Source organism: Paludibacter sp. (assembly GCF_009712605.1).
GTDB lineage: Bacteria > Bacteroidota > Bacteroidia > Bacteroidales > Paludibacteraceae > Microbacter.
The window spans coordinates 150,152-176,307 of sequence record NZ_WASO01000014.1 but is presented as its reverse complement, the minus strand read 5'-3'; the positions used below and the strand labels follow the sequence as shown (position 1 = coordinate 176,307).

Genomic DNA, 26,156 nt, shown 5'->3' with positions numbered 1-26,156 from the left:
AACAGAGTATGAATTCAAAAGATAGACTTCCAGCCGTTGCAGGCAAGTTTTATCCCGAAGAACCCGACATCCTCAAACAGCAGGTTGCAGGATTATTTGCGGGAGCAGAGCCTAAACAGGTCAAATACGTGAGAGCAATTATTGCTCCACATGCGGGATATATGTTTTCGGGCTCTGTAGCGGCTTCGGCTTTCAACCAGATAGATCCCGATGCTCACTATAAAAGAGTGTTTATTATCGGCTCATCGCACCACGACGCATTCGAAAAAGCCTCGCTCTATTGCGATGGTAACTTTGTGATGCCCTATGGCGTTGAAAAGGTTGATACCGCTTTTTGCAAGATGCTTGTCGACAGGCATCCCGATATATTCACATGCAATGGCAACCACCATCTGGAGGAACATACGATTGAAGTACAACTGCCGTTCCTGCATCATGTAATGAAACATGACTACAGCATTGTGCCTATCCTCATTGGAACCGCGACACCCTCCGTTTGCGCTAAAGTTGCCTCGGTATTAAAGCATTACTTATCTTCCGAAAATTTGTTTATCATCAGCACCGATTTTTCTCATTATCCGGGCTATAAAGATGCTCAGGAAATTGATGCAAAAACCAAAGACGCCATCCTGGAGAATAATCCCAAGGCATTGATGAATACCCTGGCAGAAAATATCTCTCAACATATACCTCATCTTGCCACAAGCCTTTGCGGATGGACTTCGGTACTCACACTGCTCTATATGACAGTCGGAAACGAGAACCTGAAGTATTACGCTGTAGATTACCGGAACTCGGGCGATTCGAAATACTATGGAGACCGCAACCGCGTAGTTGGTTATTGGGGAATAGCGGTAGCTGAACACAAGGAAGAAAAAAATGGTTTCAGCCTGACCATGGAAGAAAAAGCGATGTTGCTGGAAATTTCCAAAAACACGCTGAAGGAGTTTTGTGTCTACGAACGAATATATGAATTTGAACCGGCGGATTTGCCGTCATCGCTTCATGAACATTGCGGCGTCTTTGTTTCCCTGCACAAAAACGGGAAACTAAGGGGCTGCATCGGCCGCATGACCAGCGATATTCCGCTCTATCAGTTGGTACAGGAGATGACGGTTGCCGCCGCATGTCACGATTCTCGTTTCGCTCCTGTCCGTAAAGAAGAATTACCCGATATCGACATTGAGATATCGGTTTTATCGCCTTTACGCCACATAGACAATATTGCTGAAATAAAACTGGGTAAGCACGGCATTTACATCGAAGACGGATTTCGCTCCGGTGTATTTCTGCCACAGGTAGCAACAGAAACCGGCTGGAGCACGGAGCAATTTTTAGGTCATTGCGCCCGTGATAAAGCCGGTCTCGATTGGGATGGCTGGAAAAAAGCCAACCTGTATGTCTTTACAGCTACCGTTTTTCCTGAAGAGGTAAACAAATAGCTTCTCAATTTACTCTGTCAGCTCAAAATGGCTTTTTAACGATGCCTGAGACGAATTCCCCACAAACAGATCGTATTCTCCGGCTTCATTAATATACTGAAGGTCATTATTGTAAAATTTCAGATCGTCGGGCGACAGGGTAAATTCAACATTGCGCATTTCTCCTTTTTTCAGAAAGATCTTCTGAAAGCCCTTCAATTCGCGAACAGGACGTACTACGCTGCCCACCAAATCGCGCACATACAACTGCACCACTTCTTCTCCATCATAATTACCTATATTTTTTACATCGACAGTTACCTTTAGTTTATCACCTTTTATTTTCATCTTATCGGAAGACAGTTTCAGGTTGGTAATGTCGAACGAAGTATAGCTTAAACCGTACCCAAACGCATAACGCGGACTGTTTTGCAAGTCAATATATGCAGAAACATAATTCTTATCATCGTCGTTTTTAGCCGGGCGTCCCGTGCTGTAATGGTTGTAATAAATGGGGATCTGCCCTTCGGTACGAGGAAAAGACATGGGTAATTTTCCGGCAGGGTTGTAATCTCCGAAAAGAACATCGGCAATGGAATTTCCGGCTTCGGTGCCCAACCACCAGGTATAGAGAATAGCCGGAACATTATCGGCCGCCCAGTTGAAAACAAGTGGTCGTCCGGCACTGATGAGTAAAACAACCGGCTTACCCGTTGCACAGACGGTTTTCAATAACTCTTCCTGCACACCCGGCAGGCGTATAGAACTCCGGCTTTTGGCTTCACCACTCATATCGGGAGCTTCTCCCAGAGAGAGAATCACCACGTCGGCCTTGTTGGCAAGATCGACCGCTGCGCCGAAATTAGAAGTATCCTCGTCCTTCACGTTGCAACCTTTGGTATAAAGCAATGTCGAGCTTTTGTCTAGTTGTGCAGAAATACCGTCATAAAGCGAAACAATTCGTTGTGCATCATCAGGAAAAGCAACCGACCAAAAACCATGATTTTCGACCGTTGCCTTGGCAAAAGGACCGATAAGAGCAATGGCCGTATTTTTCTTTGACAGCGGTAACAGCGATTTTCCGTTTACTGCTTTATTTTCAAGCAATACAATGCTACGTTCACCGATTTCGCGAGCTGCTTTCCGGTTATCGGCATTATTTGTTTGTTGTTGCTGACGTTGTTCATTGCAAAAGCGAAACGGATCTTTGAATAGTCCTAATTCATATTTCTTCAGCAAAATACGCTTTACGGCGTCGTCAATAACCGATACCGGCACCTTGCCATCTGCTACCAGTTGTTTCAGGTTATCGCGGTAGCAACGGCTTTCCATATCCATATCACTGCCGGCCAAAATAGCTTTCTTTGCAGCATCGTAGCTATCTTTGGCATATCCGTGCGGAATCATCTCGCCGATACTCCCCCAGTCACTGACAACAAATCCCTTAAAATTCCACTCTTTTTTCAACTTATCCCGCAAAATATAGCTATTTGCCGTAGCTGGAATCCCGTTGATATCGTTAAACGAGTTCATCAGTGTAGCCACGCCGCTTTCCACTGCAGCCCGAAATGGAGGTAGGTAGGTCTCATTCAACTGGCGAAGACTCATATCCACCGAATTGTAGTCACGTCCACCCACAGCAGCGCCATAGGCCGCAAAATGTTTTGCACACGCCATTATAGCATCGGTGTTGCCCAATCCTGCACCCTGAAAACCTTTAACACGGGCACGGGCAGCCTGACAACCGAAATAGGTATCTTCACCTGCTCCTTCCATCACACGACCCCAGCGAGGATCGCGGGCAACATCCACCATCGGGGCAAACGTCCAGTGAATACCGTAAGCCGAAGCCTCAATGGCTGCAATACGAGCCGATTTCTCCATCAGCGATAGATCCCAACTGGCAGCTTCTCCCAGAGGTATCGGAAACGTAGTACGAAGGCCATGAATTACGTCCAGACCGAACAACAGAGGAATGTGCAAACGCGACTGGATGGCAATTTCCTGCAATGCACGGGTTTTATCCACACCCATTACATTGAGCATGGAACCCACTTTACCCTCTCTGATCTGTTTTTCTTTCTCCGCATCTACGGTCACCTTACCGGTAGCTGCCCCATCGCTTGTATACTGGTTTAACTGCCCGATTTTTTCATCGAGGGTCATTTTCGACAATAATTCGTTTACAAATTTCTCTCCATTCTGACTGACGGCAAGCAGCGGAATCGTCAGCAAAAAGGAGGCTAATAATAGTTTCTTCATAGGTTTGATTTTAAAATAAGTGTTGTTTGAAATAATGTCCGAATTTATAAAAATTATAACAAAAAAAGAGCTGCTCGCTCTTCTTTTATAACACGATCAAATAGTTAACCGATAGTATAATCTCTGATTGAAAAAGTAAAGGGGTTTATTGCCAAACACCGGGAATAGGTTCGCCGCAAAAGACGCAACGACCGTGATGGATATAGTTCGATTTTACCCTGTACCCTACCCGTTCTATCAATAATTGCCGGCAAACCGGACAAGTAGTATTTTCACCGTGTAAGTCCGGTACATTGCCTATATAAACGAATTTCATACCGCATTTTTCGGCAATAGCTTTGGCATGAATAAGTACCGTTTCGGCTGTTGCCGGGATATCTTTCAGCCTGTAAGTAGGAAAGAAACGGCTGAAATGAAGCGGAGTATCTGCAAAGCCATTCGCAACCAGCCATTCGCACATAACGAGTATCATTTCCGGACTATCGGTATATCCCGGAACGAGCAAATTGGTAATTTCCAGCCAAACGCCGCCAGCTTTCAGCATCTTCAGCGTATCCAGCACCGGTTGCAGTTTTCCTCCGTCAAGGTGACGATATATTTCATCATCAAAACACTTCAGGTCAATATTGGCTGCATCAAGCCAGGGCAGCAAACCTGCAAGCGGTTTTTTATTTATAAATCCATTGGAAATAAAGACGGTTTTCAACCCTTTTTCTTTAGCAATAGATGCCGTATCAAGAAGATATTCGTAAAACACCGTTGGTTCGGTATACGTAAATGCAATACTGTCTGTATCGTGTCGAAGAGCTTGTTGCACTACTTCAGAAGGAGTAAGGTCAAAATGTTGTAATATGTGGGGTGACACTTGCGAAATCTGCCAGTTTTGGCAATTGAGGCATCGGAAATTACAGCCGGCCGTAGCAAGAGAGTAAATGCCACTGCCGGGGAAGAAATGGAACAGAGGCTTCTTTTCAATCGGGTCAATGCTAATGGAGCAGGGATTACCATAAGCCTGTGTGTGCAAAACGCCATTATGATTGATGCGGGTGCGGCATATTCCTGTTTGACCCGGATGCAAAACACATTCGTGAGGGCAGAGATGACACTGCACTTTCATCTCCGGCAATTGCTCCTGCCACATTGCCGGACGGCTCCACTTATCGGGTTCGTAAGCTTCCATGGCTGTGATTCAACTTCAAAATTACTACAATTAATCACCTTTTGAATCTTTCTCCCTCCTTTTTCTGCTCTCTTCCGAAATGTACCACATCCTTTCCCGAAATTGTAACACAAAACGCGAAATCAGATATTACATTTGCAATAGAAAAACCTAATAAAAATACGATTATGGCAAAAGATTTTTATTCAGCAGTAGAAGCAAGACGTTCCTTTTATGGGATTAGTAAAGAAACCGTCGTTTCTGATCAAAAGATTCAGGAAGTGATTGAACATGCCGTCAAGTATACCCCGTCGTCATTCAACTCTCAAAGTGCGAGGTTGATCTTGTTGCTGGGCGCTCAGCACGACAAACTATGGGACATCACCAAAGAAGCGTTGCGCAAGATTGTTCCTGCTGAAAATTTCGGAGCCACCGAAGCGAAGATAGATTCTTTCAAGAGCGGATACGGAACGGTTCTGTTTTTTGAAGATAACGCCGTGATAGACGCGTTACAAAAGCAGTTTGCTCTCTATGCCAACAATTTCCCGGTTTGGTCACAACAATCGAACGGAATGCACCAGTTTGTGATTTGGACTGCACTGGAAGTCGAAGGCTTCGGTGCTTCATTGCAACACTACAACGAACTGATTGAAGAAGAGGTTAAGAAAGAGTGGAACGTGCCTGCATCATGGAAACTGATTGCCCAAATGCCTTTCGGCAAACCAACTTTTCAGCCCGATGCCAAACAGTTTCAACCGTTGGAAGAACGCATCAAAATTTTCAAATAAATGAAGTACGCAAAGACGCCAAGCCGCTAAGAAATCTGCATATAAACAGTTCTTTTGCGCCTTGGCGTCTTCTTTGCGAGATATATCAGTTATTATCGCTTTACCAGATTGACGAAATAGACATCGTTCTCCCGCAAATCAAGCGCTTTGGAGAATTTGCCGTCGGCAGCAATCTGAATCTCTTCTTTGGCCACCGGCGATCCGTCGTTGGCCTTTTTGATCTCTTCCACCTGCTGTTTGGTCAACTGAGCGGGCTTGTTTATCGAAAGATAGGTAGCATACGCGTCGTTCACTTTGTAGCCAACCTTATACAACTCCATCGTGTAGTTCCCTTGCGGAATACCAGACAACGAAACCACTACTTTCCCTTTGCTCTTAGAGGGTAAATCGCGAACGTAATAAACCTGATTATTGACCGAATCGCCCGGATGGGTGTTGGTGAAATCCCATAAAAGCAGCTGAACATCGCCTTTGCTGTTCTTGCAGGCATACGACTCGCTATCGTTGTTAGTCAGCTCGGTTTCGCCCAGTTTGTTCAGGAACGTAAAGGCATAGTAGGCCGGCTTTTTGATGCACTGATAGTTGAGCAAACCGAAACCACCGTGAAACGGAGTAAAGCGTGGCCCCGCTTCTTCGAAAATATCGGTAAACACCCAGTACGACATAGAAGTAGCAGCATCGCCCACCTGTTTGATTTTTTGGAGAATATAGGCAGCCTCGTGATAGCTGTCGTGAATTGGATCAGACGGTGTGTAAGATGCGCTCCACTCGGTATAGTGTAATTCGAGACCCGGCATGGCCGAATTCTGAATTTGTTTGCGGGAATTGAGAATATCGCCACTTACGGCCATCGGATCTTTGCTGAGTACAGTTCCTGAGTTTCCATATTCATCAAGATAGCCTTGTTTTACACCATAAGTGTGAGTGCTGATAAAATCGAGTGGCAAAGAATTTTTATGGCAAAACTCGATCATTTCGGGCACCCAGGCAGCACCGGCTGTGGCTGGTCCGCCCACTCTATAGGCTTTATTAACCGACTTAATACCATTCACCGCATATTGATACAACTTGAAGTATTCTTCCTGCGTGCCGGTCCAGAATCCGCCTTTCAGGTTAGGCTCATTCCACACCTCAAAGCACCAGCTCTTCACTTCGTTTTCGCCGTAACGTTCAGTAAAGTGCTGCGCCATATTACGAATAAGAGCTTCCCATTTATTGTAATCCTTCGGCGGAGTTACATTTCCGTGCCACCAGAAGATAGTCTGTTTGCCGCTTGCCAGAGCTTCGGGCATGAATCCCAGTTCCACGAACGGTTTCATGCCAATGCTCAACAGGTAATCGAACAACACGTCGATGTATTGATAATTATACTCGGGGTTACCTTTTTTATCTTCGCGATACAAGCCCATATCATCAGTCAGCAAACCGTGCATACGGATATATTTGAAGCCGCATTCTTTCTTAACGAGGGCAAGTTGCTGCTGCCAGTCAGCACGCAGGCCTTCGTTGGCGCGTCCGGCACCGATACACTCTTTGAACTGGGTGTTTAACGGACCTTTCACCTGATTGTAATCGACTGCGATCACCCGCTGAGGTTCTGTCGTAACTTTTGGTTTGGATTTACCGGCAAAGACATTACCGAACGACATGCTGCCAAGCAAGACAGCTGTGAGAAAGAGATTTTTGTTTTTCATTGATGGATTAAAAAATTGATATATCGGATTTTATTTACCATTCAAAAATTCAGTATAGCTTGAACCAATTACAGTAAGATCGGTTATAGTCGTTTTTTATTTTGCGTTTAAAGCATCCGACAAACCTCCAGTAGTTATTTTAACTGCTTTTTTTACTATGTTCAGAGCATGTTCTTGAGCAAAAGAGACAAAGCCTCAAAATAATAATGCTACAAATAGTAATTTTTTCATATCAAAATGATTATTATTAAAATTAGAACCGACAATCCAATTATAAGGCATCCTTTTCCATTTGACTTTTTTATTCCATTCTGCTGCATCATAAAATCAACATGCTCTTTCGCCTCCTTTAGACTTTCACCTGTTTTTTCTTTGTAGTATTTAACAGCTTCTAAGTATTTACCTTCTCTGCATAATTTCATCGCTTCATCGCCATAACTTATATCGACGATATTGTTTTCTATCTCATATTTTTCCCATTTCTCAAATTCTGCATCTGTGAGGATTTTAATTTTATCAATGAAAAAAAACTTTTCCTTTCCAGATGATATACAAAAAGCATTTATCTTATCTTTCCCGATATAATTAATCGGACAAATTTCTCTTGCCGTAAATGGTTGAGTGCCTCCATTGTAAACTATTTTAATAGTTTCTCCTGTCCCAATATGCTGATTAATATAATCGGTTTTATTCATCACCATCTATTTATATTTGTTACCCCTACAAGAGTGTAAAGACTCTGCATTTATAATGAAGTCATCTTGACTTTTATAAAACAATGTAATTTCGCTCCTATGAAGCTCTCAAAAAACACTAATTAACAATTTCTACCATAATATCGCTTCTCCGAGGCTTAATAAATGCTCCTTAGGAGTAATATCTTGCATTCAAAGTTCTATATTTTATCTCAAATTTCAAAATGCATATTTATTTTTATTAGTGAAATAAAATAAAACAACAAATTACAATGCAAATATGTAAGCAATAGAACCACAATGTATTATGGTTCCATTGATATAATCAACATGGTCAATGATTATGGGATAATGCTACCCAGATAAGAAAAAAGGATGTAAATCCGGTTACTTCAAGGTATTCCGTTCCCAAAATACGCCATCGACATAGCCCTGAATGGTTTTGTCTGTTTGTGCCATCTGGAGGCGTTTTTCGGCCAACAGGCAATAATCTTCGTTCATTTCCACCCCACAAAAACGACGGTTCAGTTTTCGGGCTACCACCGAAGTTGTGCCCGAACCTAGAAACGGATCAAAAACTATATCACCTTCGTTAGAGCTGGCCAAAATCAGTTTAGCTATCAGCTTTTCGGGTTTTTGGGTAGGATGGTCGGTATTCTCCGGCATCGACCAGTACGGAACCGTAATATCGTCCCAGAAGTTGGAAGGATGCGTCAAACGGAATTTCCCTTCTTCGGTTTCCTGCCAGTCTTTGGGCTTACCTTCGTGACGGTAGGGAGCCAACACTTTTCGTTTCACCTTTACAGCATCTACATTGAAAGTGTATTGATTTGCATCCTTCACACCAAACCAGATATCTTCCATCGAATTTTTCCAGTTGGTTTTGGCACCCCTGCCCTTTTCGCGCTGCCAGGTAATACGGTTAAGCACAGTCAGATGCTCCTGCATTACAGTTTGCAGAGCCGAAGTACATTTCCAATCACCACACAGGTAAAGCGATCCTCCGGATTTAAGGCATTCCACTACCCGGGGAAACCAGCTTTGAAGATAATCAAGATAGCGCGATTCCGAGAGTTGGGTAAATTTGTTTCCGGCAAAGTCTTTGGTAAGATTATAGGGTGGATCAATAATGATCAGGTTGGCAAACTCACGGGGTAGAAATTCAAGCACCTGCATCAGATCGCCCCAAATGGTACGATCAGTAACCTGTGCCACAGTTACCGGTTGTTCAGGGGTGAACAAATGTTGCCGCAGCGACGGCTTCTCGTCATCATTGACCGTTAAAGTACGATTACGGGGTGCCCGTTGTTTTTGCATGTGGTTCAGTTGTGGTAAAATGGATGTTCGATTTATTCCGAAAATTCAGCAGGAATACCTTTTTCGTTGAGACGCTTTTCCATTCTGATTACGGTTTCTTCCGATGCAAATTTAGTTAATTGCTCCCTGAAAACAGCATAATCAATCACTTTTCCGTAATATTTTGAATAGAGTTTCCGAATAAATTTCTGCCATTTTTTGTCGCCCATCTCTCCGCGAACCAGATGCCATATTACCGGACCAAGGGTATATGTCACCCAGTTAGGACGGTTGGCAGCAATAGGCAGATCCTCTGCTGTGCCCTTGATATAGGTATTATAAATCCGGCAATTCTCACGAAGCATCGCTTTCAGGGTATCATCGCCGCAACTCTTTTGCAGATACACCATTCGCAGGTATTCCGTCAACGATTCTTCTGTAAAACGCGTGTAGGACGAATGGTTATAAAGTCGTGTGAAATAGCCGTTCCCCACCCACTGATGAAATGTTTCGTGACCCACCCAGTAACGCTTATCCGGCTTGTTGACGTTAGCAATATATTCGGGTCCCATCAACACGAAGCCCGGCATCGACTGACAAAAATCAAAGCCCGGAAATTCGATAAACGTAAACGTAGGAGGCCTGTATTTCCCTATAAATTTATTGGCAAAACGAAAAGCTTGCAAACTTTCACGGGCAACTGTATTCGCTTTGGCAGTATCCGTTGTATGAAAGAAATAATTCAGTTGCCTGCCCTTCCATTTTTGCACCAAACCGGTATAATAATCTACCGGCGCAATAAACAGAGGCATTCCAGCATTTACCTTCACGCGAAAATGATATTGCCGGTTTATCCCGTCAAACTCATAACCAGACTGTTTGCCTGAAGAATAGGCATAATAACCGGCAGGTACGGTCAGGTTTATTTCCGAAGAAGCAACATTGTCGTAAAGATAAGGGAACCACTTACGGGCTCGAACCAACGCAATTACCCTATCGCTCTTGAAAGAATCCGTTTCGAGTGTATAGTTGAAGCGAAGTTCGCCTTTCCGGAAAGCCGGCAATTGAAGGAGTAAGCCATCCTGCGAACGACGATATCCGATCGTATCACCGTTACAGGAAGCTGTGTGGATTGGAATAATATCGGCAAAATTGAATCGCACTATTTTTGTGCTATCGTCTTTTGCCAGTTTAATCAGAGCCTGTACATTGAGCAATCGTCCGGCAGAATCGAGTTTCATATCCAAACGGTAAGAAACGATTTCTGTCCGCCTTTCTCCTGCCATTACATTGATTGCAAACAGCAAGATCATGCTCAACAATGCAAGCTTTTTCATACTATAATAATTCCTTTGTTTAAGGAAGTATGGAACTTCATGTTGCTGGAAATTATTATATTATTCTTGGGTGTTGTGAAGCAACATGTTCGTTTCATATTCGTAGAGCCAAGTGACCCAACTCTTGCGACTAAACGTAAACTTCAAGAATCTCCGACGAACGTTGCGGTACCAGAGTAACGCTACTTAGGGAAGCCGGCAACAATACGGTTTCACCTTTTACCATTGTCTCGCTACCGCCATCATACTTCAGCTCCACAGAGCCCTCCGTACACATGTAAATAACGAACGAATCGAGATGATAGTAATCGCGGTCAAGTTTATCCGTCAGTTTAATCAGGTTGGTTGTAAAATAGTTGCACGAAGCCAGTTCGCAGGGAACATTATCTTTCGCTACCGGATGTTTTTTTGCATCCTTCACATAGGTAAAGTCAATGACATCGAGTGCCTGTTCCGTATGCAATTCACGGGCATTTCCCTTGTCGTCCACACGGTTAAAATCGAACAATCGGTATGTAACGTCTGAAGTCTGCTGAATTTCAGCAACAAGGCAACCCTTGCCAATAGCATGAACACGTCCTGCAGGAATAAAGAAAACATCTCCCTTTTCCACCGGATGCTTATCCATTACTTGCTCCAGAGTTCCTTCTGCAAGGTGTTTCAGATAAAGCTCCTTGTCCACTCCGGGAAGAAAGCCTGAAATTAGAGTAGCCTCTTTATCTCCCGGCAAAGCATACCACATTTCGGTTTTCCCGAAAGAGTTGTGGCGTTCAGCGGCAAGTTCGTCATCAGGATGCACCTGAATGGATAGGTCGTCATTAGCGTCGATCAGCTTAATCAGCAAAGGAAATGTTTCACCGTAAGCTTCGAAAACCTTTTTTCCGACCAGCTCATCCATGTAAACCTCTACCAGTTCAGGAAGTGAATTTCCAGCCAGAAAGCCGTTTGATACGACAGACTCATCGCCCGGAACCCCGGAAAGTTCCCAGCTTTCGCCAATATTTGGAAGCATATCGGAATGTTTTCCGAATTGTTCTAATTTGTGTCCACCCCAAATTCGGGTTTTATAAATAGGGCTGAATTTTAAGGGATATAGTGTCATAGTTTTGTTTGTAAGTGTACTTGATGATGAATAAGTCCTTTTATTTTGAGAAGATTTTCTGCCACCAGCTGCGGGATGTTTTTCCTCCTTTATGAGTAGCATACGTAATACGGTAACAATGCACATCGGCAATAATAGCAGACTGATGCATATTGTTTCCTTTGCATTCCAGAAGCCCGCCGTCAATGGTCATAACCTCAGTTTTAGCTGATAGCGGCATAAAAACACGATAACTACGCCATTGTCCGTCTTTCTTCGCGTAAGACACCAAACTGTCCGTTTTGCCGGGATATGCCACTTTAAGAAGAAATTTATTTCCTTCAGCCTGATCCTCTTTATTGAGTTTCAGTCTGTATGTCAACAAGAACCCATTCCCTTTATGAAATAGATTCCGGTCAAAGTGGAAATTGACCTTATTGTGAATAAATCCTGTGGTAAAGTCAAACCGACGGGGCATTTGCCACACATCCACCGTATCGTTTTCCGCAAGTACAGGAATTATTTGTTTGTATTTATGCGCATTCACATCTTTCTGCAGTTTTTGCAACTGAAGAGTCAACCGGTCATATAAATGTTCCTGCTTATCAGGGTGTGCGGAGTACCAAACCATAGAGCTGTCAAAGTCAGCAACCGACACGTCGTATTTATGCAAAATATAACGATAGGACTGACGCTTTGTGCTATCAAGATTGGCTCCGTAATTCTTTACCATATTACAGGCATCCGCCAAATACATGTCATAAAGTACGTCAGCCGTTTTCCTTTCCGGGAGCACGCCTTTAGGTGTAGTGCTACAGGAAAACAGCAGCAGAATAGCTGCAAAGTATACGATTATTGTTTTCATGTGAAACAATTTATTTTTTAATGGTCACATGTAATTCTATGTTGCTACAAATTGGCTCCATTACGGTTGGCATTGTAAAGCAACATATTCATTTTATGCTTGTGTATCAGACTGTGTGTCAACCGGCTTTTTCACTTCATTATCGGAAAGATAACGACGATAGAACAACAATATCAATATCACACCGACACTCACCGCGCTATCGGCGATATTGAATACCGGGCGGAAAAATATAAAATCCTGACCTCCCCATATCGGGAACCAATCGGGGAAGTTGCCTTCTATCAGAGGAAAATACAACATGTCGACAACACGACCGTAAAAGAGAGGAGCATAACCGCCGCTTTCGGGCATAAACTGGGCTACATGTCCCATACTGTCAGAAAATAACAGGCCATAGAACATACAGTCGAACAAATTACCGATTGCACCGGCCAGAATCAATGAAATGCTGATTATGTATCCTGTCGGCAGTTGTCGTTGTATGATTTTACGCAGGTAATAAATCAGGAAGATGCCTGCACCTATGCGGAAAAGACTCAAAAACAACTTTCCGATCAGTTCCATACCGAAAGCCATCCCGTTGTTTTCTATAAAATAGATATGAAACCAACTGAATATCTGTATGTCATGTCCAAGCTCGAAATGCGATTTAATAAAAAGTTTCAGCGTTTGGTCGCACAACAGAATCAGTAAAACTGTAAGGATAGAAATTTTTGCTGTTTTTGAGAGTTGCATAATGGTTGAAATAAATTATAAGGTACAATTTAAATTGTAAATAGCGGCTACCTGCAAAGATAGCCGCCAATTACCATCAGTTTATCGAGTCCGTAAATTATCCGTAAATGATATTTCCGTTCTCGTCTTTGAAATCGTTTTCAAAACTCTTGTTATACTGAGTCATAGCCCGCAGACTCATACCCATACTTGAGAAACCACCGTCGTGATAAAGGTTCTGCATAGTCACCTTCTTGGTCAGGTCGGAGAACATCACGATGCAATAGTCAGCACATTCGCTGGCAGAAGCATTGCCCAGCGGCGACATGCGATTGGAGAAGTCTACCAGACCGTCGAAGCCTTTGATACCGCTACCGGCAGTGGTCATTGTCGGTGATTGCGAGATGGTGTTAATTCTCACACCTTTTTCGCGACCGTAGATATAACCGAAGCTGCGTGCAATGGATTCAAGCATTGCTTTTGCGTCAGCCATGTCGTTGTAACCGAACAAAGTACGTTGAGCAGCTACATACGAAAGCGCCAGAATAGAGCCACCTTCGCTAATAGCATCCATCTTTTTCGCCACCTGAATCATTTTATGGAATGATACAGCTGAAATATCAAGAGTTTTGCTCAATAAATCGTAGTCCAGATCATCATAAGTACGTTTTTTACGTACGTTAGGAGACATACCGATGGAGTGCAAAACGAAGTCGATTTTGCCACCCAGAACTTCCTGAGATTTTGCAAAAACCTTTTCCAGATCTTCTACACTGGTTGCATCGGCAGGAATCACTTCGGCATTGAGTTTCTTTGCCAATTCGTCGATTGTTCCCATACGAATTGCTAACTCGGTATTGGTCAATGTGATTGAAGCTCCTTCTTCTACGGCGCGTTCAGCAACTTTCCATGCAATGGACATGTCGTTTAAAGCACCGAAGACAATTCCTCTTTTTCCTTTTAATAAATTGTTTGACATACTGTTACAAATTAATAAATACTAGATACCTATTCTCCTGAGTACAATCAATGTCGGGATCGCACACGGAGCAAAACTACAATAAAAACTACCTAATTTGCTTATTAGCAAGACAAAACATTATCAACAACGTCTTATCCGACCAATTTATCTTGATAAAAAACGGTGCAAAGTTAGCAAAAAAACGTATCTTTGCAGCAAAATTCTTCACACCAGCATGACCAACAAAATCCTAATCCTCGATTTCGGGTCGCAATACACCCAGCTTATCGGTCGTCGCATCCGCGAACTCAATGTTTACTGTGAAATTCATCCTTACAATCACTATCCGGCTCTCGATGCCTCTGTGAAGGGTGTAATTCTCTCAGGTAGTCCGTTCTCTGTTCATCAGGACAATGCGCTGATTCCCGACCTCACTCCGTTTGAAGGAAAAATGCCAATTTTGGGCGTTTGCTACGGAGCTCAGTATCTTTGCCACAGCAACGGCGGTAAGGTAGAACCTTCCGACACACGCGAATATGGCCGTGCCATGTTGAATGTCGCTGCATCACACTCTCCTCTTTTTGCAGGAGTAAGCGAACGTTCTCAGGTTTGGATGTCTCATGGTGATACCATCACCGAAATTCCGGCTAATTTCGAACTGATTGCTTCCACTGAAACCGTAAAAAATGCCGCTTTCAAAATCAGCGGAGAAAATACATTCGGCATCCAGTTCCATCCAGAAGTTTATCATACAACCGAAGGAACTCAAATGTTGAAAAACTTTGTGGTGGATATTTGCGGTTGCTCACAGGACTGGACTCCCGATTCATTTATCGAAAGTACCGTAAAAGAACTGAAAGTACAGTTAGGCAACGATAAAGTTGTACTCGGACTTTCAGGAGGCGTCGATTCTACCGTAGCAGGCGTATTGCTGCAACGTGCCATCGGCGACAACCTTACCTGTATCTTTGTAAACAACGGTTTGTTACGTAAAAACGAATTCGAGAGCGTACTCGATCAGTACAAAGGCATGAAACTGAACGTGATCGGAGTAGATGCTACCGAACATTTCCTGAACGACCTGAAAGGTGTTCGTGAACCGGAAAAGAAACGCAAAATCATTGGCCGCGACTTTATCGAAGTATTCGACAAAGAAGCACACAAAATAGAAGACGTAAAATGGCTGGCTCAGGGAACTATTTATCCCGACGTTATCGAATCGGTTTCGGTAAACGGTCCGTCAGCTACCATCAAATCGCACCACAACGTGGGTGGTTTGCCCGAAACAATGAAACTGAAAGTGGTGGAACCTTTGCGCCTGCTTTTCAAAGACGAAGTTCGCCGCGTAGGTAAAAGCCTTGGCATTTCGCAAGATTTGCTGGGTCGTCATCCTTTCCCGGGTCCAGGTCTGGGCGTACGTATTCTGGGAGATGTTACTGCCGAAAAAGTTCGCATTCTCCAAGACGCCGACCATATCTTTATAGAAGGTCTGAAAACATGGGGTTTGTATGATTCCATCTGGCAGGCAGGAACCATTCTGCTTCCGGTAAAATCGGTAGGCGTAATGGGCGATGAACGTACCTACGAAAACACCATCGCCCTTCGTGCCGTTCACTCTACCGACGGTATGACCGCCGACTGGGTGCATCTTCCTTATGATTTTATGGCTCAGATTTCGAACGACATCATCAACAAAGTACGTGGTGTAAACCGCGTCGTGTACGATATCAGCTCAAAACCACCCGCAACTATTGAGTGGGAATGATGAACTACGTGTTTAATCGTTGAAATGTGTAATTGTTGAAGCGGTTATTCGTTTGACTACCCAATAAAAATAAGAGATCGTTGAATTGTTTAATCGTTGAGTCGACATAACAGTTCAACGATTTTTTCTATTAACCAACAAGAGATAAATACCATGTACCTGTACAGCTTTGAAAAACTTGAAGTTTGGCAAGATGCTCGCCTGTTTGTAAAAAAGATTTATCTTCTGACAAAGCAGTTTCCTGTTGAAGAACGTTTTGGTCTGTCGGCTCAAATACAACGAGCGACAGTATCTGTCATGTCAAATATAGCCGAAGGAGTTTCCCGCAGTACCGTCAAAGAGAAATGCCGCTTTATAGAAATCTCTTTCGGTTCATTGATGGAGGTCTTGTCGCAACTCTATATAGCGTTTGATCTGGAATATATCTCTGGACAACAATTCGCAGATACAAAAGCCGACATCGACAAAATTGCAAACAAATTGAATGCTCTCAATAGAAGTTTTCAATCCAGATAACATTACAGATTACGCTTAAACAAATCAATGGTTCAACGATTGAACGATTGAACAATTACACATTTCAACGATTCAACAAAGATGTTAATAGATACCCATTCACACATTTACCTTTCTGAGTTTGACGAAGACCGTGCGGAAGTAGTCAATCGCGCGAAAGCGGCCGGGGTTGCTCATATCATACTTCCGAACGTGGATAAAGAGACACTGGAACCGATGTGGGCGCTTGAAGCCACCGATACGAAGTTTTTCAGTGCAACTATTGGACTTCATCCTACCAGTGTGGATGCCGAATACAAAAAAGAGTTAGAATGGGTCAAAAATAAACTGGCACGTCGTCCCTATTGCGCGATTGGAGAAGTGGGTATTGATTTGTACTGGGACAAAACATTCCGCGAGGAACAAATCATTGCTTTCGAACAACAACTACAATGGGCTATAGACTACGACTTACCGGTCATCATTCACCAACGCGATGCTTTTGAGGACACCATTGCCTGCGTGGAGAAATATAATTGTTCCAAACTCAGAGGTGTTTTCCACAGTTTCGGTGGCTCATTAGAAGAAGCTCAGCGCATTTTATCTTTGGGCGGCTTTTATCTTGGCATCAACGGCGTGGTAACCTTCAAGAATTCGAAGCTCAGTCACGTACTGGAACAACTCTCTCCCGAATATCTGGTACTGGAAACCGATGCTCCCTACCTCACTCCCGCTCCTCACCGCGGGAAACGTAACGAAAGTGCTTACGTGAGGCTTGTAGCTCAAAAATTGGCTGAAATATATCAGCAACCTGTGAATGAGATTATTGAGATAACAGGAAAGAATGCTACAAAATTGTTCAGTTTGTAAATCACTCAATTTTCAATTCGTCGATAACTTCAAACAAAGACAATTTTTGCGTTGCTTCGTTTGTTTTTTAGCTTTCGCTGACAGCTTATTGACCACAGGATAAGGGAGCTCCAATCTGCATGAGCAAGACACATAAAAATAGAACTGGGTTACTTTTATGATCTTTGGTAAGACCAGACCCGAAGGGTAAACAAAAAATACCGAACCGACGGAAAGCTGTTTGAGTGAGTAGGCCAACTACAGAGTTTGTTAATGTGCAAATGTTTCATGGCCGAGCGAACGAGTTCTTTCCGTCTCTGTTTTTGCTTACTTTTTGCGCCAAAAAGTAAGGCTTGCGGCAGGCAATAAACAAATTAGTTCCAGCACATCAAAAGCAGTGATTTTCTGACCTCTAAAACAACAGAGCGTTGTTCCGATTTCTTCAATAGATTTCAGAACAACGCTCTTTAATTTCATTTCGGTAGATGACTACCTGTTATTTTCGAAGCTATTTATTTAGAATGGCATATCACCGGGCATTTCAGCCGGACCCGGATCGAAAGAAGGATCAATTGGCGGCGCAGATTCGCCCGGAGCACTCGCATTAGCCAGTTCTATTTTCCATGCTTTCACGTCAGTATACCATCTTTGATTGTACTCACGACTTTCAATATCGAAATCAATCTTCAGTTTATTACCGGGTTGTAGTTTAGCGTCAATCTTATCACCCCAGACAGAGATACATATCTTTTTAGGATACTGTTCTTCAGTCTCTACAACAATGTTTTGTTTTCTCCATTCACCTTTTGAGCTTGTACCGGTTTGTAATGGCAGTAATTCTACTAATTTAGCCGTGAGTTGCATTTTTTGAATCTGTTTTATTTAATAATCAAGCAAATAGCTGTTTACTATCTACCTCGTAAACTTACTCAAAATAATTTGATTTAAGCAGAATAAAATCATTGAAAAACCATTTAACGACAACTGTTGTAAGTCACAATAGATTTCAACAGAATGATTCAACGCCGACATTATTTTTCTTCAACTGGCTATTGGTGCAATCAGAATAAATCCCTACTTTTGCATCCGCTTTCAGCCAAAGGAGAGGTGCTCGAGTGGTTGAAGAGGCACGCCTGGAAAGCGTGTAAACCCCTAAAGGGTTTCACGAGTTCGAATCTCGTCCTCTCCGCTTTTTATGGTTACCAGAAAACCGGTAAATTTCTTTGAAAAGTTCAGAAATAGTCGAAAAAGCTCAGTTTTTTCTTGTATTTCTCAAGACAAACTAATAACTTTGCATCATCAAATTGTTCTGTGGTGTAATGGTAGCACAGCAGATTCTGGTTCTGCTCGTCTGGGTTCGAGTCCTAGCAGAACAACACTGAAAAATCCCTGTAAATTATTTTTGCAGGGATTTGTTGTTTTATATTGTTCTTTAACTATTTAACCTCAATGTTACCATGCAGGCACGTCACTACACTCAAAACAAAAACACCCGTCTTGCCTATTACGACAACGGGAAAGATGCCACACCAATCCTTTTTCTTCATGGGCATTTTAGTTGCGCAAGCACTTTTAAGCATATAGCAAAAGAACTGGACGGGTATCGCACAATCCTGATCGACCAGAGAGGTCACGGCTGGAGCGATCACAGCGACGACTATTCCCGCGAGGCCTACATAGACGATGTGCGTGCCATCGCTGAGGCTCTCCATTTGAAAGATATAATCATAGTAGGGCATTCTCTGGGAGGGGTCAACGCGTATCAGTTTGCTTCCCGTTACCCGCAATACGTCAAAGCTTTGATCATTGAAGACATTGGTACCATTGTAAATGGCGACATGCGTTCGTTTTTACTATGGCCGCGCCGCTTCGACTCCATCAGGTCGTTAAAACTCCATTTCCGCAAGAACAAAATGGGCGACAATACTTATTTTATGGAAAGTATCACCGAATTTGAAGACGGATGGGGTTTTCGATTCGATTACGAGGATATTGTACGTTCACAGCAACAACTCAACGGCAATCACACCCATGATTGGGATAAAGTTACCTGCCCTACTCTTTTAATGCATGGCGAGAAAAGCTGGGCTTTCCAGTCAGACAATGCCACAGCAATGTGCGAAGGCAAACCCAACGTACATTTTATAGAATATCCCGGGTGCGGTCATGTGATTCACGACGAACATCCTCAACAATACGTCGATGACATTAAAACGTTTTTAGAGTCTCTATAGTTTACTGGAGGAATTTCCGAGTTGATTTTGTATTTTTGTTTGTCAAACGATGCAATTTTCTTATCATTCATCGCTTAACCACTAAGATTATGATACTTAGAATTCTTTTCGCTCTACTGCTTTTTATTCATGGTCTCATACACTCCATGGGCTTTGCCAAAGCATTCGGTTATGCTTTCGTCAACCAGCCCGTTTATATTTCAACGTCTGCCGGGTATGCCTGGCTAATCAGCGGACTACTTTTTCTTGCGGCCTCATGGTTATTCATGGCAAAGAAAAAAAGTTGGTGGATAGTTGCTGTCATTGCGGTAACCAGTTCCCAGATGCTGATTGCTTCCATTTGGCAGGATGCCCGTTTCGGAACAATTGCCAATGCAATCATCCTGTTTGTTTCCGTTCTCGCGGGAGGAAGTGCCTGCTTTGAAGCAATATTCAGGCATGACGTACGCAAAAACTTAAAGAACAACTTCCCTCCAACAAGTGATCTCCTCACAGAAAAAGACATGCATCATCTTCCCGAACCAGTGAAACGATACCTCAGATATGTCGGCGTTGTAAATAAGCCTAAAATCAAAAATTTCAGAGTCGTCTTTGAAGGAGAAATGCGCGATAAAGGCAAAGATTTCTTTCCGTTCGTAGCTGAACAATACAACTTTTTGGCCAATCCGGCGCGCTTATTCTTTATGAAAGGAAAAATGTTTGGCATCGAAGTTCCCGGCTATCACAAATATGCCAACGCGAAAGCCCGCATGGATATAAGGCTATTCGGCCTCTTTCCTGTTATCCGAAAATCCGGTCCGGTAATGGACCAAACCGAAACCGTTACACTCTTTAACGACATGTGCCTTCTGGCTCCGGCCTCATTGATTGACACAAGAATTGAATGGCAGCCAATCAACGACTCCATGACAAAAGCCATATTCACCAACGAGAACATCTCCATTTCCGCCATACTCTATTTCAATACAGAAGGACAGTTGGTAAATTTCACATCCAATGACCGCACTGCAATAGCTTATATGAAAGAGTTTCCATTCTCCACCCCGGTAACTGAATACAAAAACATCAATGGGTACAATCTTATTTCGAAAGGCGACGCGGTGTGGCATTATCCCGATGGAAAATTCGTTTACGGAAAATTTACCCTGAAAGAAATTCAGTATAACAGAGATTATATTGATTAAGTTGTTCAACTTTCTCAAGCTTAAAATAACTTATCAGCGAGCAATCTCATGCATAAAACACTGACAGTATATTTATTACATTGTTTTTTTACATAAGAGCTAAGTTCCATATCTTCTTTTACTTTTTGTCTTGAAACAAAAAGTAAACAAAAAATTCAAGGCTATGCCCACTTCGCTCCAAAAACTGGCGTTCATCGACGAAAATCGTCCAAACTTGTTATCTCCTAACGTCAATAACTTCAAACAAGGACGATTTTTGCGTCGCTTCACTTGTTTTTTGGCTCACCGGACAATGCCACCCCAATCTGCACGAGCAAGATACATAAGAATAGAACAGAATTGTTTTTAAAATCAGTAATAAAACCAGATCCGAAGGATAAACAAAAATACCAAACCGACGGAAAGCTGTTTGAGTGAGTAGGCCAACTACAGAAGTTTGTTAAAAAGTAAATGTTTCATGGCCGAACGAACGAGTTCTTTCCGTCACTGTTTTTGCTTACTTTTTGCGTCAAAAAGTAAGGCCTGCCGCAGGCAAAGAATGATAACATTAAGCTGAAATATCTGCCTATTATCCCAAGAAGGCATTCCCTCTACACAAGCAGAATCACAATGTTTGGTTCTCCGGCCTCATTTCAAGATTCATTTTCAGTCTCAGACTCCTTGTATTAAAACAAAAAAGCGACCTATTTGGTCGCTTTTTTGTTTTGATTGTTGGGCTTATTCTTTTTGTTGAGAATTTCCTTGGACTCCATCAACTTAAGAAAATCCGGATTAATATTGAGCCGTCCCCTCGACAGTTCCCTAAGGTCATCAAATATTTTCCGGTCTTCCACCACCTCTTTGTTCCACGTCAGGTAGCATTTTTTCATATGGTTGGCAATCAATAATAGAAGCTGATCTTTTTGTTCACCTTCCGGATAATCGACCGCCTTCTCGATCATCTGTTGTAAAACGCGACCGTAATGGGGATAACGCATCGTTTTACTGGTAAACGGAATTTTATCGGGATGCGTGTAAAGGTTTTCCTTTTTCAGCACTTCACAAGGATAGTCAATATCCAACTTAAAATCAGACATTATTGCAAGGTGATCCCACAATTTATGCTTAAAGTTGTTGATGTCCCGTAAATAAGGAAACAAATTTCCCATTATCGAAATAATAGTCTGAGCACAGCGCGCTCTCTCCTTGGGGTCTTCAATGTTGACGGCGTGTTGCACCATTCGCTGAATGTTGCGACCGTATTCTGGTAGTATCAATGTTTGTCTTTTAGCGTATTCCATATCACAGATTCCCCTCCGGCACAGAGGCTTTATTGATAAAGTTTTTGCAAAGGTACACATTTTTATTGCTATTAGAGGTGATTTTTAGGCGATCCACAGGAAAATAGCAGAAATAACGTATTTTTGTATACATTTCTCATCAAATCAGAAATACCATTATTGCTCAATCAATTACTCAAAAACATTACTGCATGCGTAAAGTCATGATGATATTGTTAACCTTTTGCTACACATTGCTTTTAGCAAAAGGAGAGACCAAACCGTTAATCTATCAGATTGATATCCGAAAAGACATCGGCGCCACCACCTGGCTTTATCTGAAGAAAGGATTTGCGGAAGCCAATAAATCAGGAGCCAAAGTAATTGTAATACGCCTCAATACTTACGGTGGCGAAGTAGTTTACGCCGATTCAATGCGTACGCGTATACTAAACAGCAAAATTCCCGTCATTGCATTTATAGACAACAACGCAGCTTCTGCCGGTGCATTAATTGCCATAGCCTGCGACAAAATATACATGCGGACAGGCGCAAGTTTCGGTGCGGCAACTGTTGTGGACCAAACCGGAGGACAATTACCCGATAAATACCAGTCGTACATGCGCGCCACCATACGCTCTACCGCCGAAGCTCACGGAAAAGATACGATTATAACCGGAAAGGATACTATTATCCGATGGAAACGCGACCCGCACATTGCAGAGGCCATGGTCGACAACCGGATTATTATTCCCAATGTGGTCGATTCAGGACGAACACTGACTTTCACCACCAACGAAGCCATTAAAAACCGTTATTGCGAGGGGAAAGCCGAATCGGTCGATGACATTATCTCCAAACAAATGGGGATCAAAGATTATGATTTGAAAGTTTACAAACCCTCCGGATTCGGCATTGCAGGCATTTCGGGCATCATATTAATAATTTGCGGATTAACTTTAAGTATGATAGACAACATCAACCTCGATTTCAGCAGAGTGCCCGGTGGAGAAATCGCCATCGCACTGTTTACGGTTCTTATCAGCATTGCTGTCGCATTCGGCCTCTCCATTTATCTCTCCAACAAAATTGGCCAAAAAGGTATTTTCAGAAGAGTAGCACTCGAAGCAGAGCAGGAAATCGCTCAGGGATTTGTGGGTGTTCCCACCGAACCCCAGCAAATAGTCGGCAAAATTGGCATTGCAGCAACTGTTTTGCGCCCTTCAGGTAAAGTCATGGTTGAAAGCAATTTTTATGACGCTGTTTCCGAACATGGTTTTATAGAACAAGGCACTGCGATTAAAGTTACGCGATACGAAGCCGGACAGGTATATGTGATTAAAAGCGAAGAATAGAACAAAAGTATGCAGGAAGGGCAAAACGAACAGGTTGCCATTGTCTTTGAAAAGTTCTACTTTTGTAGCCGCAAATCATAAACAGAAAAATCAAGCATAAGATGTTAGTAATCGGCATAGCAGGGGGTACAGGCTCCGGAAAAACCACAGTAGTTCGTAAAATTATCGACCGTCTTCCGGCCGATGAGGTGGTTGTTTTACCTCAGGACTCATATTATAGAGACAGTTCACATATCCCTCTCGAAGAACGTTTTGACATTAACTTCGACCATCCGAATTCCATTGAGTTCGATTTGCTTGTTGATCATGTAAAAGAACTCAAAAAAGGCAATTCCATAGAACAGCCTATTTACTCATATCTTACGTGTACAAGAGCGGAAGAAACCGTCTCCATTTCTCCCCGCGACGTTGTAATCATTGAAGGCATTCTGGTGCTCACTCATCCTGAATTGCGTGACCTGATGGATCTGAAAGTATTTGTGGATACTGATCCCGACGATCGCCTCATTCGTGTCATCAACCGCGATATTCTGGAACGCGGACGTTCTGCCACAACAGTGATGGAACGTTATCAAACCACCGTAAAACCAATGCATCTGCAATTTATCGAACCGACCAAACGATTTGCAGACCTCATTGTTCCGCAGGGAGGCGACAACGAAATCGCCATCGATATTCTCACAATGTATATCGAACAAAACCTTGGTGTTGAGGTAAAAAAATAATTTCATTTTCATTTCAAACATAACCTTTGTATTCTGCGATGCTTACATTTCCACTGCCATTTATAGAACAAACCAAAGATCTTTTAGGTACAGAGTGGGAAGCATTTGAAGAGGCCTTGCAAAGTGACGCGCCTGTAAGCATTCGCCTGAACGATAAGATAAACCAGAAACTCTCCTACGAGAAAGTTTCCTGGTGTTCAACCGGTTATTACCTGCCCGAACGCCCGCTCTTTACCGCCGATCCCTTGCTTCACGCCGGAACTTATTATGTTCAGGAAGCCGGGTCGATGTTTTTGGAACAGGCTATCAAACAACACGTTCACCAACCGGTTCATGCGCTTGACCTCTGTGCCGCACCCGGAGGCAAATCAACTCACTTATCTAATCTGTTGCCAGAAGGAAGTTTCCTGATCTCGAACGAAACTGTACGTCAACGAGCAAATATTCTGGCCGAAAACATGCAAAAATGGGGCAACCCCAATGTAGCAGTCACAAACAATTCTGCAGCTGATTTTAGTAAACTTCAATCGCTCTTCGACGTCATTGTTACCGATGTTCCCTGTTCGGGAGAAGGCATGTTTCGCAAAGATCCGGCTTCGATCAACGAGTGGTCACCTGCCAATGTAGAGCTTTGCGCCACACGACAGCAATCCATCATCAACGATGTATGGCCATCCCTGAAAGAAGACGGTATTTTGGTTTACAGCACCTGCACTTACAACAGAAGCGAAGATGAAAATAATATCGACTGGATTGTAGAAACCCTTGGGGCAAAAGTTCTTCCGGTCAACGTGGATGAAGCATGGGGCATTACCCAAAGTGAATCCGGCTATCATTTTTATCCGCATAAGACACAAAGCGAAGGATTTTTCATTGCTGTTTTGCAGAAAACATCTTCCTCTGCAACCTCTTTCAGAAAAAGCAAAAACAACGACGCTAAAAACAGGCAATCTTTATTGAAACGTGATGCTTTCGTTTCTTATCTTAGCGGAGACAACTGGATATTCCGACTGGGTAAAAACGGAATATTTGCGTACCAAAAACAATTTGAAGAGATTGTCACTGCAATAAATACCCATCTGAATCCTTTGTTTGCCGGAATACAAATGGGCGAACAAAAAGGAGCTGATTTCATTCCTCACACGGCATTGGCTCTTTCGAAAGTTTTGGCCAGAAACAACCTTGCGGTCGCCAACGTAGATTGGCAAACGGCCATATCTTACCTCAGGAGGGAAGCAATCATGCTCCCTGATTCTCCAAAGGGATATGTTGTAATTGCCTACAACAATACACCATTAGGATGGGTTAAAAACCTGGGTAACAGAGCCAACAATCTTTACCCTTCCGAATGGCGCATCCGTATGAACATCGACCTGAACACTCCACACAAAAGCCCTCTCACAGAAAACAACTTGTAACATATTTTGCGATATATTTTATGTATATTTGTCTCGACCAACAAATACACTAACACAGTTCCTTGTTACCTGAACCGTCATGCAAAAAAAAGTTTTAGTTGCTTATGCCTCTAAATACGGGGCTACTGAAGAAATTGCAGAAAGAATCGGATTAATTCTTAGCCAAAGTGGTTTATTGGTTGATGTGCTTCCCGTATACGACACCGCCTCACTGGAACCATATCAGGCGATAGTGATGGGCTGTGCGGTCTATTTCGGTCAATGGCACCGCCCCGCAATAAAATTCCTGCGAAAAAACAAACACGAACTCGCGGACAAGGATGTCTGGCTATTTTCGAGTGGTCCGACAGGCAAAGGAAATCCTGTAGAAATAATGAAAGGATGGAAGTACCCCCCCACCCTTCAATTGGTGATGTCGGCAATTAAGCCGCACGATATAGCTTTGTTTCACGGTCAGCTTAGCCTCGACAAAATGAACGTTGTTGAACGCTTCATTATCAGCAAAATTAAGGCTCCGGTCGGAGATTTCAGAGAATGGGATGTAATTGAAGAATGGGCAAAAAATATTGCAGCACAATTAAATACGCCTCATTAAT

23 protein-coding genes and 2 tRNA genes are annotated in these 26,156 nt (G+C 42.9%); 13 read left to right on the top strand and 12 right to left on the bottom strand.

The window, feature by feature from the left end; translation table 11 throughout:
* Window positions 1–8: 8 nt before the first annotated feature.
* Window positions 9–1,442 (top strand): AmmeMemoRadiSam system protein B, encoded by a 1,434-nt coding sequence (amrB, locus tag F8N35_RS11065; RefSeq protein WP_293052758.1) that lies wholly within the window; start codon window positions 9–11, stop codon window positions 1,440–1,442.
* A gap of 9 nt (window positions 1,443–1,451) precedes the next feature.
* On the opposite strand, the gene F8N35_RS11060 is transcribed toward amrB, so the two are convergent.
* Complete coding sequence (locus tag F8N35_RS11060) at window positions 1,452–3,683, bottom strand: glycoside hydrolase family 3 N-terminal domain-containing protein (RefSeq protein WP_293052756.1); 2,232 nt, start codon at window positions 3,681–3,683, stop codon at window positions 1,452–1,454.
* Window positions 3,684–3,828: 145 nt separating this feature from the next.
* Entirely contained in the window at window positions 3,829–4,863 is a 1,035-nt protein-coding gene (gene amrS / locus F8N35_RS11055; RefSeq protein ID WP_293052753.1) for an AmmeMemoRadiSam system radical SAM enzyme, read from the bottom strand.
* Window positions 4,864–5,030: 167 nt separating this feature from the next.
* On the opposite strand from amrS, the gene F8N35_RS11050 reads away from it, so the two are divergent.
* On the top strand, window positions 5,031–5,630 hold the full coding sequence (locus F8N35_RS11050) for a nitroreductase family protein (RefSeq protein WP_293052751.1): 600 nt from the start codon (window positions 5,031–5,033) through the stop codon (window positions 5,628–5,630).
* Window positions 5,631–5,722: 92 nt separating this feature from the next.
* Here the strand turns inward: F8N35_RS11050 and F8N35_RS11045 are convergent, their stop codons facing one another.
* The 8 genes from F8N35_RS11045 to F8N35_RS11010 all read right to left on the bottom strand — a co-directional run bounded on the left by F8N35_RS11045 (window position 5,723) and on the right by F8N35_RS11010 (window position 14,294).
* Window positions 5,723–7,324 carry a glycoside hydrolase gene (locus tag F8N35_RS11045; protein WP_293052749.1) on the bottom strand — a complete coding sequence of 534 codons (1,602 nt, stop codon included), beginning with the start codon at window positions 7,322–7,324 and terminating at the stop codon, window positions 5,723–5,725.
* Between the two features lie 227 nt (window positions 7,325–7,551).
* Window positions 7,552–8,019 (bottom strand): hypothetical protein, encoded by a 468-nt coding sequence (locus F8N35_RS11040; RefSeq protein WP_293052747.1) that lies wholly within the window; start codon window positions 8,017–8,019, stop codon window positions 7,552–7,554.
* Between the two features lie 387 nt (window positions 8,020–8,406).
* Window positions 8,407–9,336, bottom strand: coding sequence for a DNA methyltransferase (locus F8N35_RS11035; protein ID WP_293052744.1), 930 nt, complete (start codon window positions 9,334–9,336; stop codon window positions 8,407–8,409).
* A gap of 32 nt (window positions 9,337–9,368) precedes the next feature.
* A complete protein-coding gene (locus F8N35_RS11030) occupies window positions 9,369–10,652 on the bottom strand; it encodes a hypothetical protein (RefSeq protein WP_293052741.1) in 1,284 nt (427 codons plus the stop codon).
* 130 nt (window positions 10,653–10,782) lie between these two features.
* Window positions 10,783–11,754, bottom strand: coding sequence for a type I phosphomannose isomerase catalytic subunit (locus F8N35_RS11025; RefSeq protein WP_293052739.1), 972 nt, complete (start codon window positions 11,752–11,754; stop codon window positions 10,783–10,785).
* A 40-nt stretch (window positions 11,755–11,794) separates the two neighbouring features.
* The gene (locus F8N35_RS11020) at window positions 11,795–12,598 is read right to left on the bottom strand and encodes a DUF4296 domain-containing protein (RefSeq protein WP_293052737.1); all 804 of its coding nucleotides are present in this window, start codon (window positions 12,596–12,598) and stop codon (window positions 11,795–11,797) included.
* Window positions 12,599–12,691: 93 nt separating this feature from the next.
* Window positions 12,692–13,336, bottom strand: coding sequence for a lipoprotein signal peptidase (locus F8N35_RS11015; RefSeq protein ID WP_293052735.1), 645 nt, complete (start codon window positions 13,334–13,336; stop codon window positions 12,692–12,694).
* A gap of 97 nt (window positions 13,337–13,433) precedes the next feature.
* Window positions 13,434–14,294 (bottom strand): SDR family oxidoreductase, encoded by an 861-nt coding sequence (locus F8N35_RS11010; RefSeq protein ID WP_293052733.1) that lies wholly within the window; start codon window positions 14,292–14,294, stop codon window positions 13,434–13,436.
* 217 nt (window positions 14,295–14,511) lie between these two features.
* Here F8N35_RS11010 and guaA point away from each other — a divergent pair, with 217 nt between their 5' ends.
* The 3 genes from guaA (at window position 14,512) to F8N35_RS10995 (ending at window position 17,406) form a co-directional block, all read left to right on the top strand.
* Entirely contained in the window at window positions 14,512–16,041 is a 1,530-nt protein-coding gene (gene guaA / locus F8N35_RS11005) for a glutamine-hydrolyzing GMP synthase (protein ID WP_293052731.1), read from the top strand.
* Between the two features lie 153 nt (window positions 16,042–16,194).
* Window positions 16,195–16,557: a four helix bundle protein gene (locus tag F8N35_RS11000; RefSeq protein WP_293052728.1), complete on the top strand. Its 363-nt coding sequence runs from the start codon at window positions 16,195–16,197 to the stop codon at window positions 16,555–16,557.
* Between the two features lie 81 nt (window positions 16,558–16,638).
* A complete protein-coding gene (locus tag F8N35_RS10995; RefSeq protein WP_293052725.1) occupies window positions 16,639–17,406 on the top strand; it encodes a TatD family hydrolase in 768 nt (255 codons plus the stop codon).
* A 495-nt stretch (window positions 17,407–17,901) separates the two neighbouring features.
* Here the strand turns inward: F8N35_RS10995 and F8N35_RS10990 are convergent, their stop codons facing one another.
* Window positions 17,902–18,249, bottom strand: coding sequence for a DUF3127 domain-containing protein (locus tag F8N35_RS10990; RefSeq protein ID WP_293052722.1), 348 nt, complete (start codon window positions 18,247–18,249; stop codon window positions 17,902–17,904).
* 237 nt (window positions 18,250–18,486) lie between these two features.
* Here F8N35_RS10990 and F8N35_RS10985 point away from each other — a divergent pair.
* The 4 genes from F8N35_RS10985 (at window position 18,487) to F8N35_RS10970 (ending at window position 20,803) form a co-directional block, all read left to right on the top strand.
* Window positions 18,487–18,574 (top strand) — tRNA-Ser (locus tag F8N35_RS10985).
* Between the two features lie 116 nt (window positions 18,575–18,690).
* Window positions 18,691–18,761, top strand: a tRNA-Gln gene (locus F8N35_RS10980).
* 81 nt (window positions 18,762–18,842) lie between these two features.
* Complete coding sequence (locus F8N35_RS10975; RefSeq protein ID WP_293052719.1) at window positions 18,843–19,619, top strand: alpha/beta hydrolase; 777 nt, start codon at window positions 18,843–18,845, stop codon at window positions 19,617–19,619.
* An 89-nt stretch (window positions 19,620–19,708) separates the two neighbouring features.
* Window positions 19,709–20,803 (top strand): DUF6544 family protein, encoded by a 1,095-nt coding sequence (locus tag F8N35_RS10970; RefSeq protein ID WP_293052716.1) that lies wholly within the window; start codon window positions 19,709–19,711, stop codon window positions 20,801–20,803.
* A gap of 683 nt (window positions 20,804–21,486) precedes the next feature.
* Here the strand turns inward: F8N35_RS10970 and F8N35_RS10965 are convergent.
* Window positions 21,487–22,083 (bottom strand): DUF4290 domain-containing protein, encoded by a 597-nt coding sequence (locus F8N35_RS10965; RefSeq protein ID WP_293052713.1) that lies wholly within the window; start codon window positions 22,081–22,083, stop codon window positions 21,487–21,489.
* A gap of 191 nt (window positions 22,084–22,274) precedes the next feature.
* Between F8N35_RS10965 and F8N35_RS10960 the strand changes: the two genes are divergently transcribed.
* From F8N35_RS10960 to F8N35_RS10945, 4 genes are all read left to right on the top strand, one after another.
* Window positions 22,275–23,417 (top strand): NfeD family protein, encoded by a 1,143-nt coding sequence (locus tag F8N35_RS10960; protein WP_293052711.1) that lies wholly within the window; start codon window positions 22,275–22,277, stop codon window positions 23,415–23,417.
* A 101-nt stretch (window positions 23,418–23,518) separates the two neighbouring features.
* Window positions 23,519–24,142: a uridine kinase gene (udk, locus tag F8N35_RS10955; protein WP_293052709.1), complete on the top strand. Its 624-nt coding sequence runs from the start codon at window positions 23,519–23,521 to the stop codon at window positions 24,140–24,142.
* Between the two features lie 38 nt (window positions 24,143–24,180).
* Window positions 24,181–25,560 carry an rRNA cytosine-C5-methyltransferase gene (locus F8N35_RS10950; RefSeq protein WP_293052706.1) on the top strand — a complete coding sequence of 460 codons (1,380 nt, stop codon included), beginning with the start codon at window positions 24,181–24,183 and terminating at the stop codon, window positions 25,558–25,560.
* A gap of 79 nt (window positions 25,561–25,639) precedes the next feature.
* Window positions 25,640–26,155, top strand: a complete 516-nt coding sequence (locus tag F8N35_RS10945; protein WP_293052703.1) for a flavodoxin domain-containing protein — start codon at window positions 25,640–25,642, stop codon at window positions 26,153–26,155.
* The last annotated feature ends 1 nt before the right edge of the window (window position 26,156 follow it).

Coding starts and splice junctions, on each gene's coding strand:
- F8N35_RS11025 (WP_293052739.1), bottom strand. CDS start 11,754: ATGACACTATATCCCTTAAAATTCAGCCCTATTTATAAAACCCGAATT.
- guaA (WP_293052731.1), top strand. CDS start 14,512: ATGACCAACAAAATCCTAATCCTCGATTTCGGGTCGCAATACACCCAG.
- F8N35_RS11035 (WP_293052744.1), bottom strand. CDS start 9,336: ATGCAAAAACAACGGGCACCCCGTAATCGTACTTTAACGGTCAATGAT.
- F8N35_RS11060 (WP_293052756.1), bottom strand. CDS start 3,683: ATGAAGAAACTATTATTAGCCTCCTTTTTGCTGACGATTCCGCTGCTT.
- amrS (WP_293052753.1), bottom strand. CDS start 4,863: ATGGAAGCTTACGAACCCGATAAGTGGAGCCGTCCGGCAATGTGGCAG.
- F8N35_RS10960 (WP_293052711.1), top strand. CDS start 22,275: ATGCGTAAAGTCATGATGATATTGTTAACCTTTTGCTACACATTGCTT.
- amrB (WP_293052758.1), top strand. CDS start 9: ATGAATTCAAAAGATAGACTTCCAGCCGTTGCAGGCAAGTTTTATCCC.
- F8N35_RS11050 (WP_293052751.1), top strand. CDS start 5,031: ATGGCAAAAGATTTTTATTCAGCAGTAGAAGCAAGACGTTCCTTTTAT.
- F8N35_RS11030 (WP_293052741.1), bottom strand. CDS start 10,652: ATGAAAAAGCTTGCATTGTTGAGCATGATCTTGCTGTTTGCAATCAAT.
- F8N35_RS11020 (WP_293052737.1), bottom strand. CDS start 12,598: ATGAAAACAATAATCGTATACTTTGCAGCTATTCTGCTGCTGTTTTCC.
- F8N35_RS11045 (WP_293052749.1), bottom strand. CDS start 7,324: ATGAAAAACAAAAATCTCTTTCTCACAGCTGTCTTGCTTGGCAGCATG.
- F8N35_RS10970 (WP_293052716.1), top strand. CDS start 19,709: ATGATACTTAGAATTCTTTTCGCTCTACTGCTTTTTATTCATGGTCTC.
- udk (WP_293052709.1), top strand. CDS start 23,519: ATGTTAGTAATCGGCATAGCAGGGGGTACAGGCTCCGGAAAAACCACA.
- F8N35_RS10975 (WP_293052719.1), top strand. CDS start 18,843: ATGCAGGCACGTCACTACACTCAAAACAAAAACACCCGTCTTGCCTAT.
- F8N35_RS10945 (WP_293052703.1), top strand. CDS start 25,640: ATGCAAAAAAAAGTTTTAGTTGCTTATGCCTCTAAATACGGGGCTACT.
- F8N35_RS11040 (WP_293052747.1), bottom strand. CDS start 8,019: ATGAATAAAACCGATTATATTAATCAGCATATTGGGACAGGAGAAACT.
- F8N35_RS10950 (WP_293052706.1), top strand. CDS start 24,181: ATGCTTACATTTCCACTGCCATTTATAGAACAAACCAAAGATCTTTTA.
- F8N35_RS10990 (WP_293052722.1), bottom strand. CDS start 18,249: ATGCAACTCACGGCTAAATTAGTAGAATTACTGCCATTACAAACCGGT.
- F8N35_RS11015 (WP_293052735.1), bottom strand. CDS start 13,336: ATGCAACTCTCAAAAACAGCAAAAATTTCTATCCTTACAGTTTTACTG.
- F8N35_RS11010 (WP_293052733.1), bottom strand. CDS start 14,294: ATGTCAAACAATTTATTAAAAGGAAAAAGAGGAATTGTCTTCGGTGCT.
- F8N35_RS10965 (WP_293052713.1), bottom strand. CDS start 22,083: ATGGAATACGCTAAAAGACAAACATTGATACTACCAGAATACGGTCGC.
- F8N35_RS11000 (WP_293052728.1), top strand. CDS start 16,195: ATGTACCTGTACAGCTTTGAAAAACTTGAAGTTTGGCAAGATGCTCGC.
- F8N35_RS10995 (WP_293052725.1), top strand. CDS start 16,639: ATGTTAATAGATACCCATTCACACATTTACCTTTCTGAGTTTGACGAA.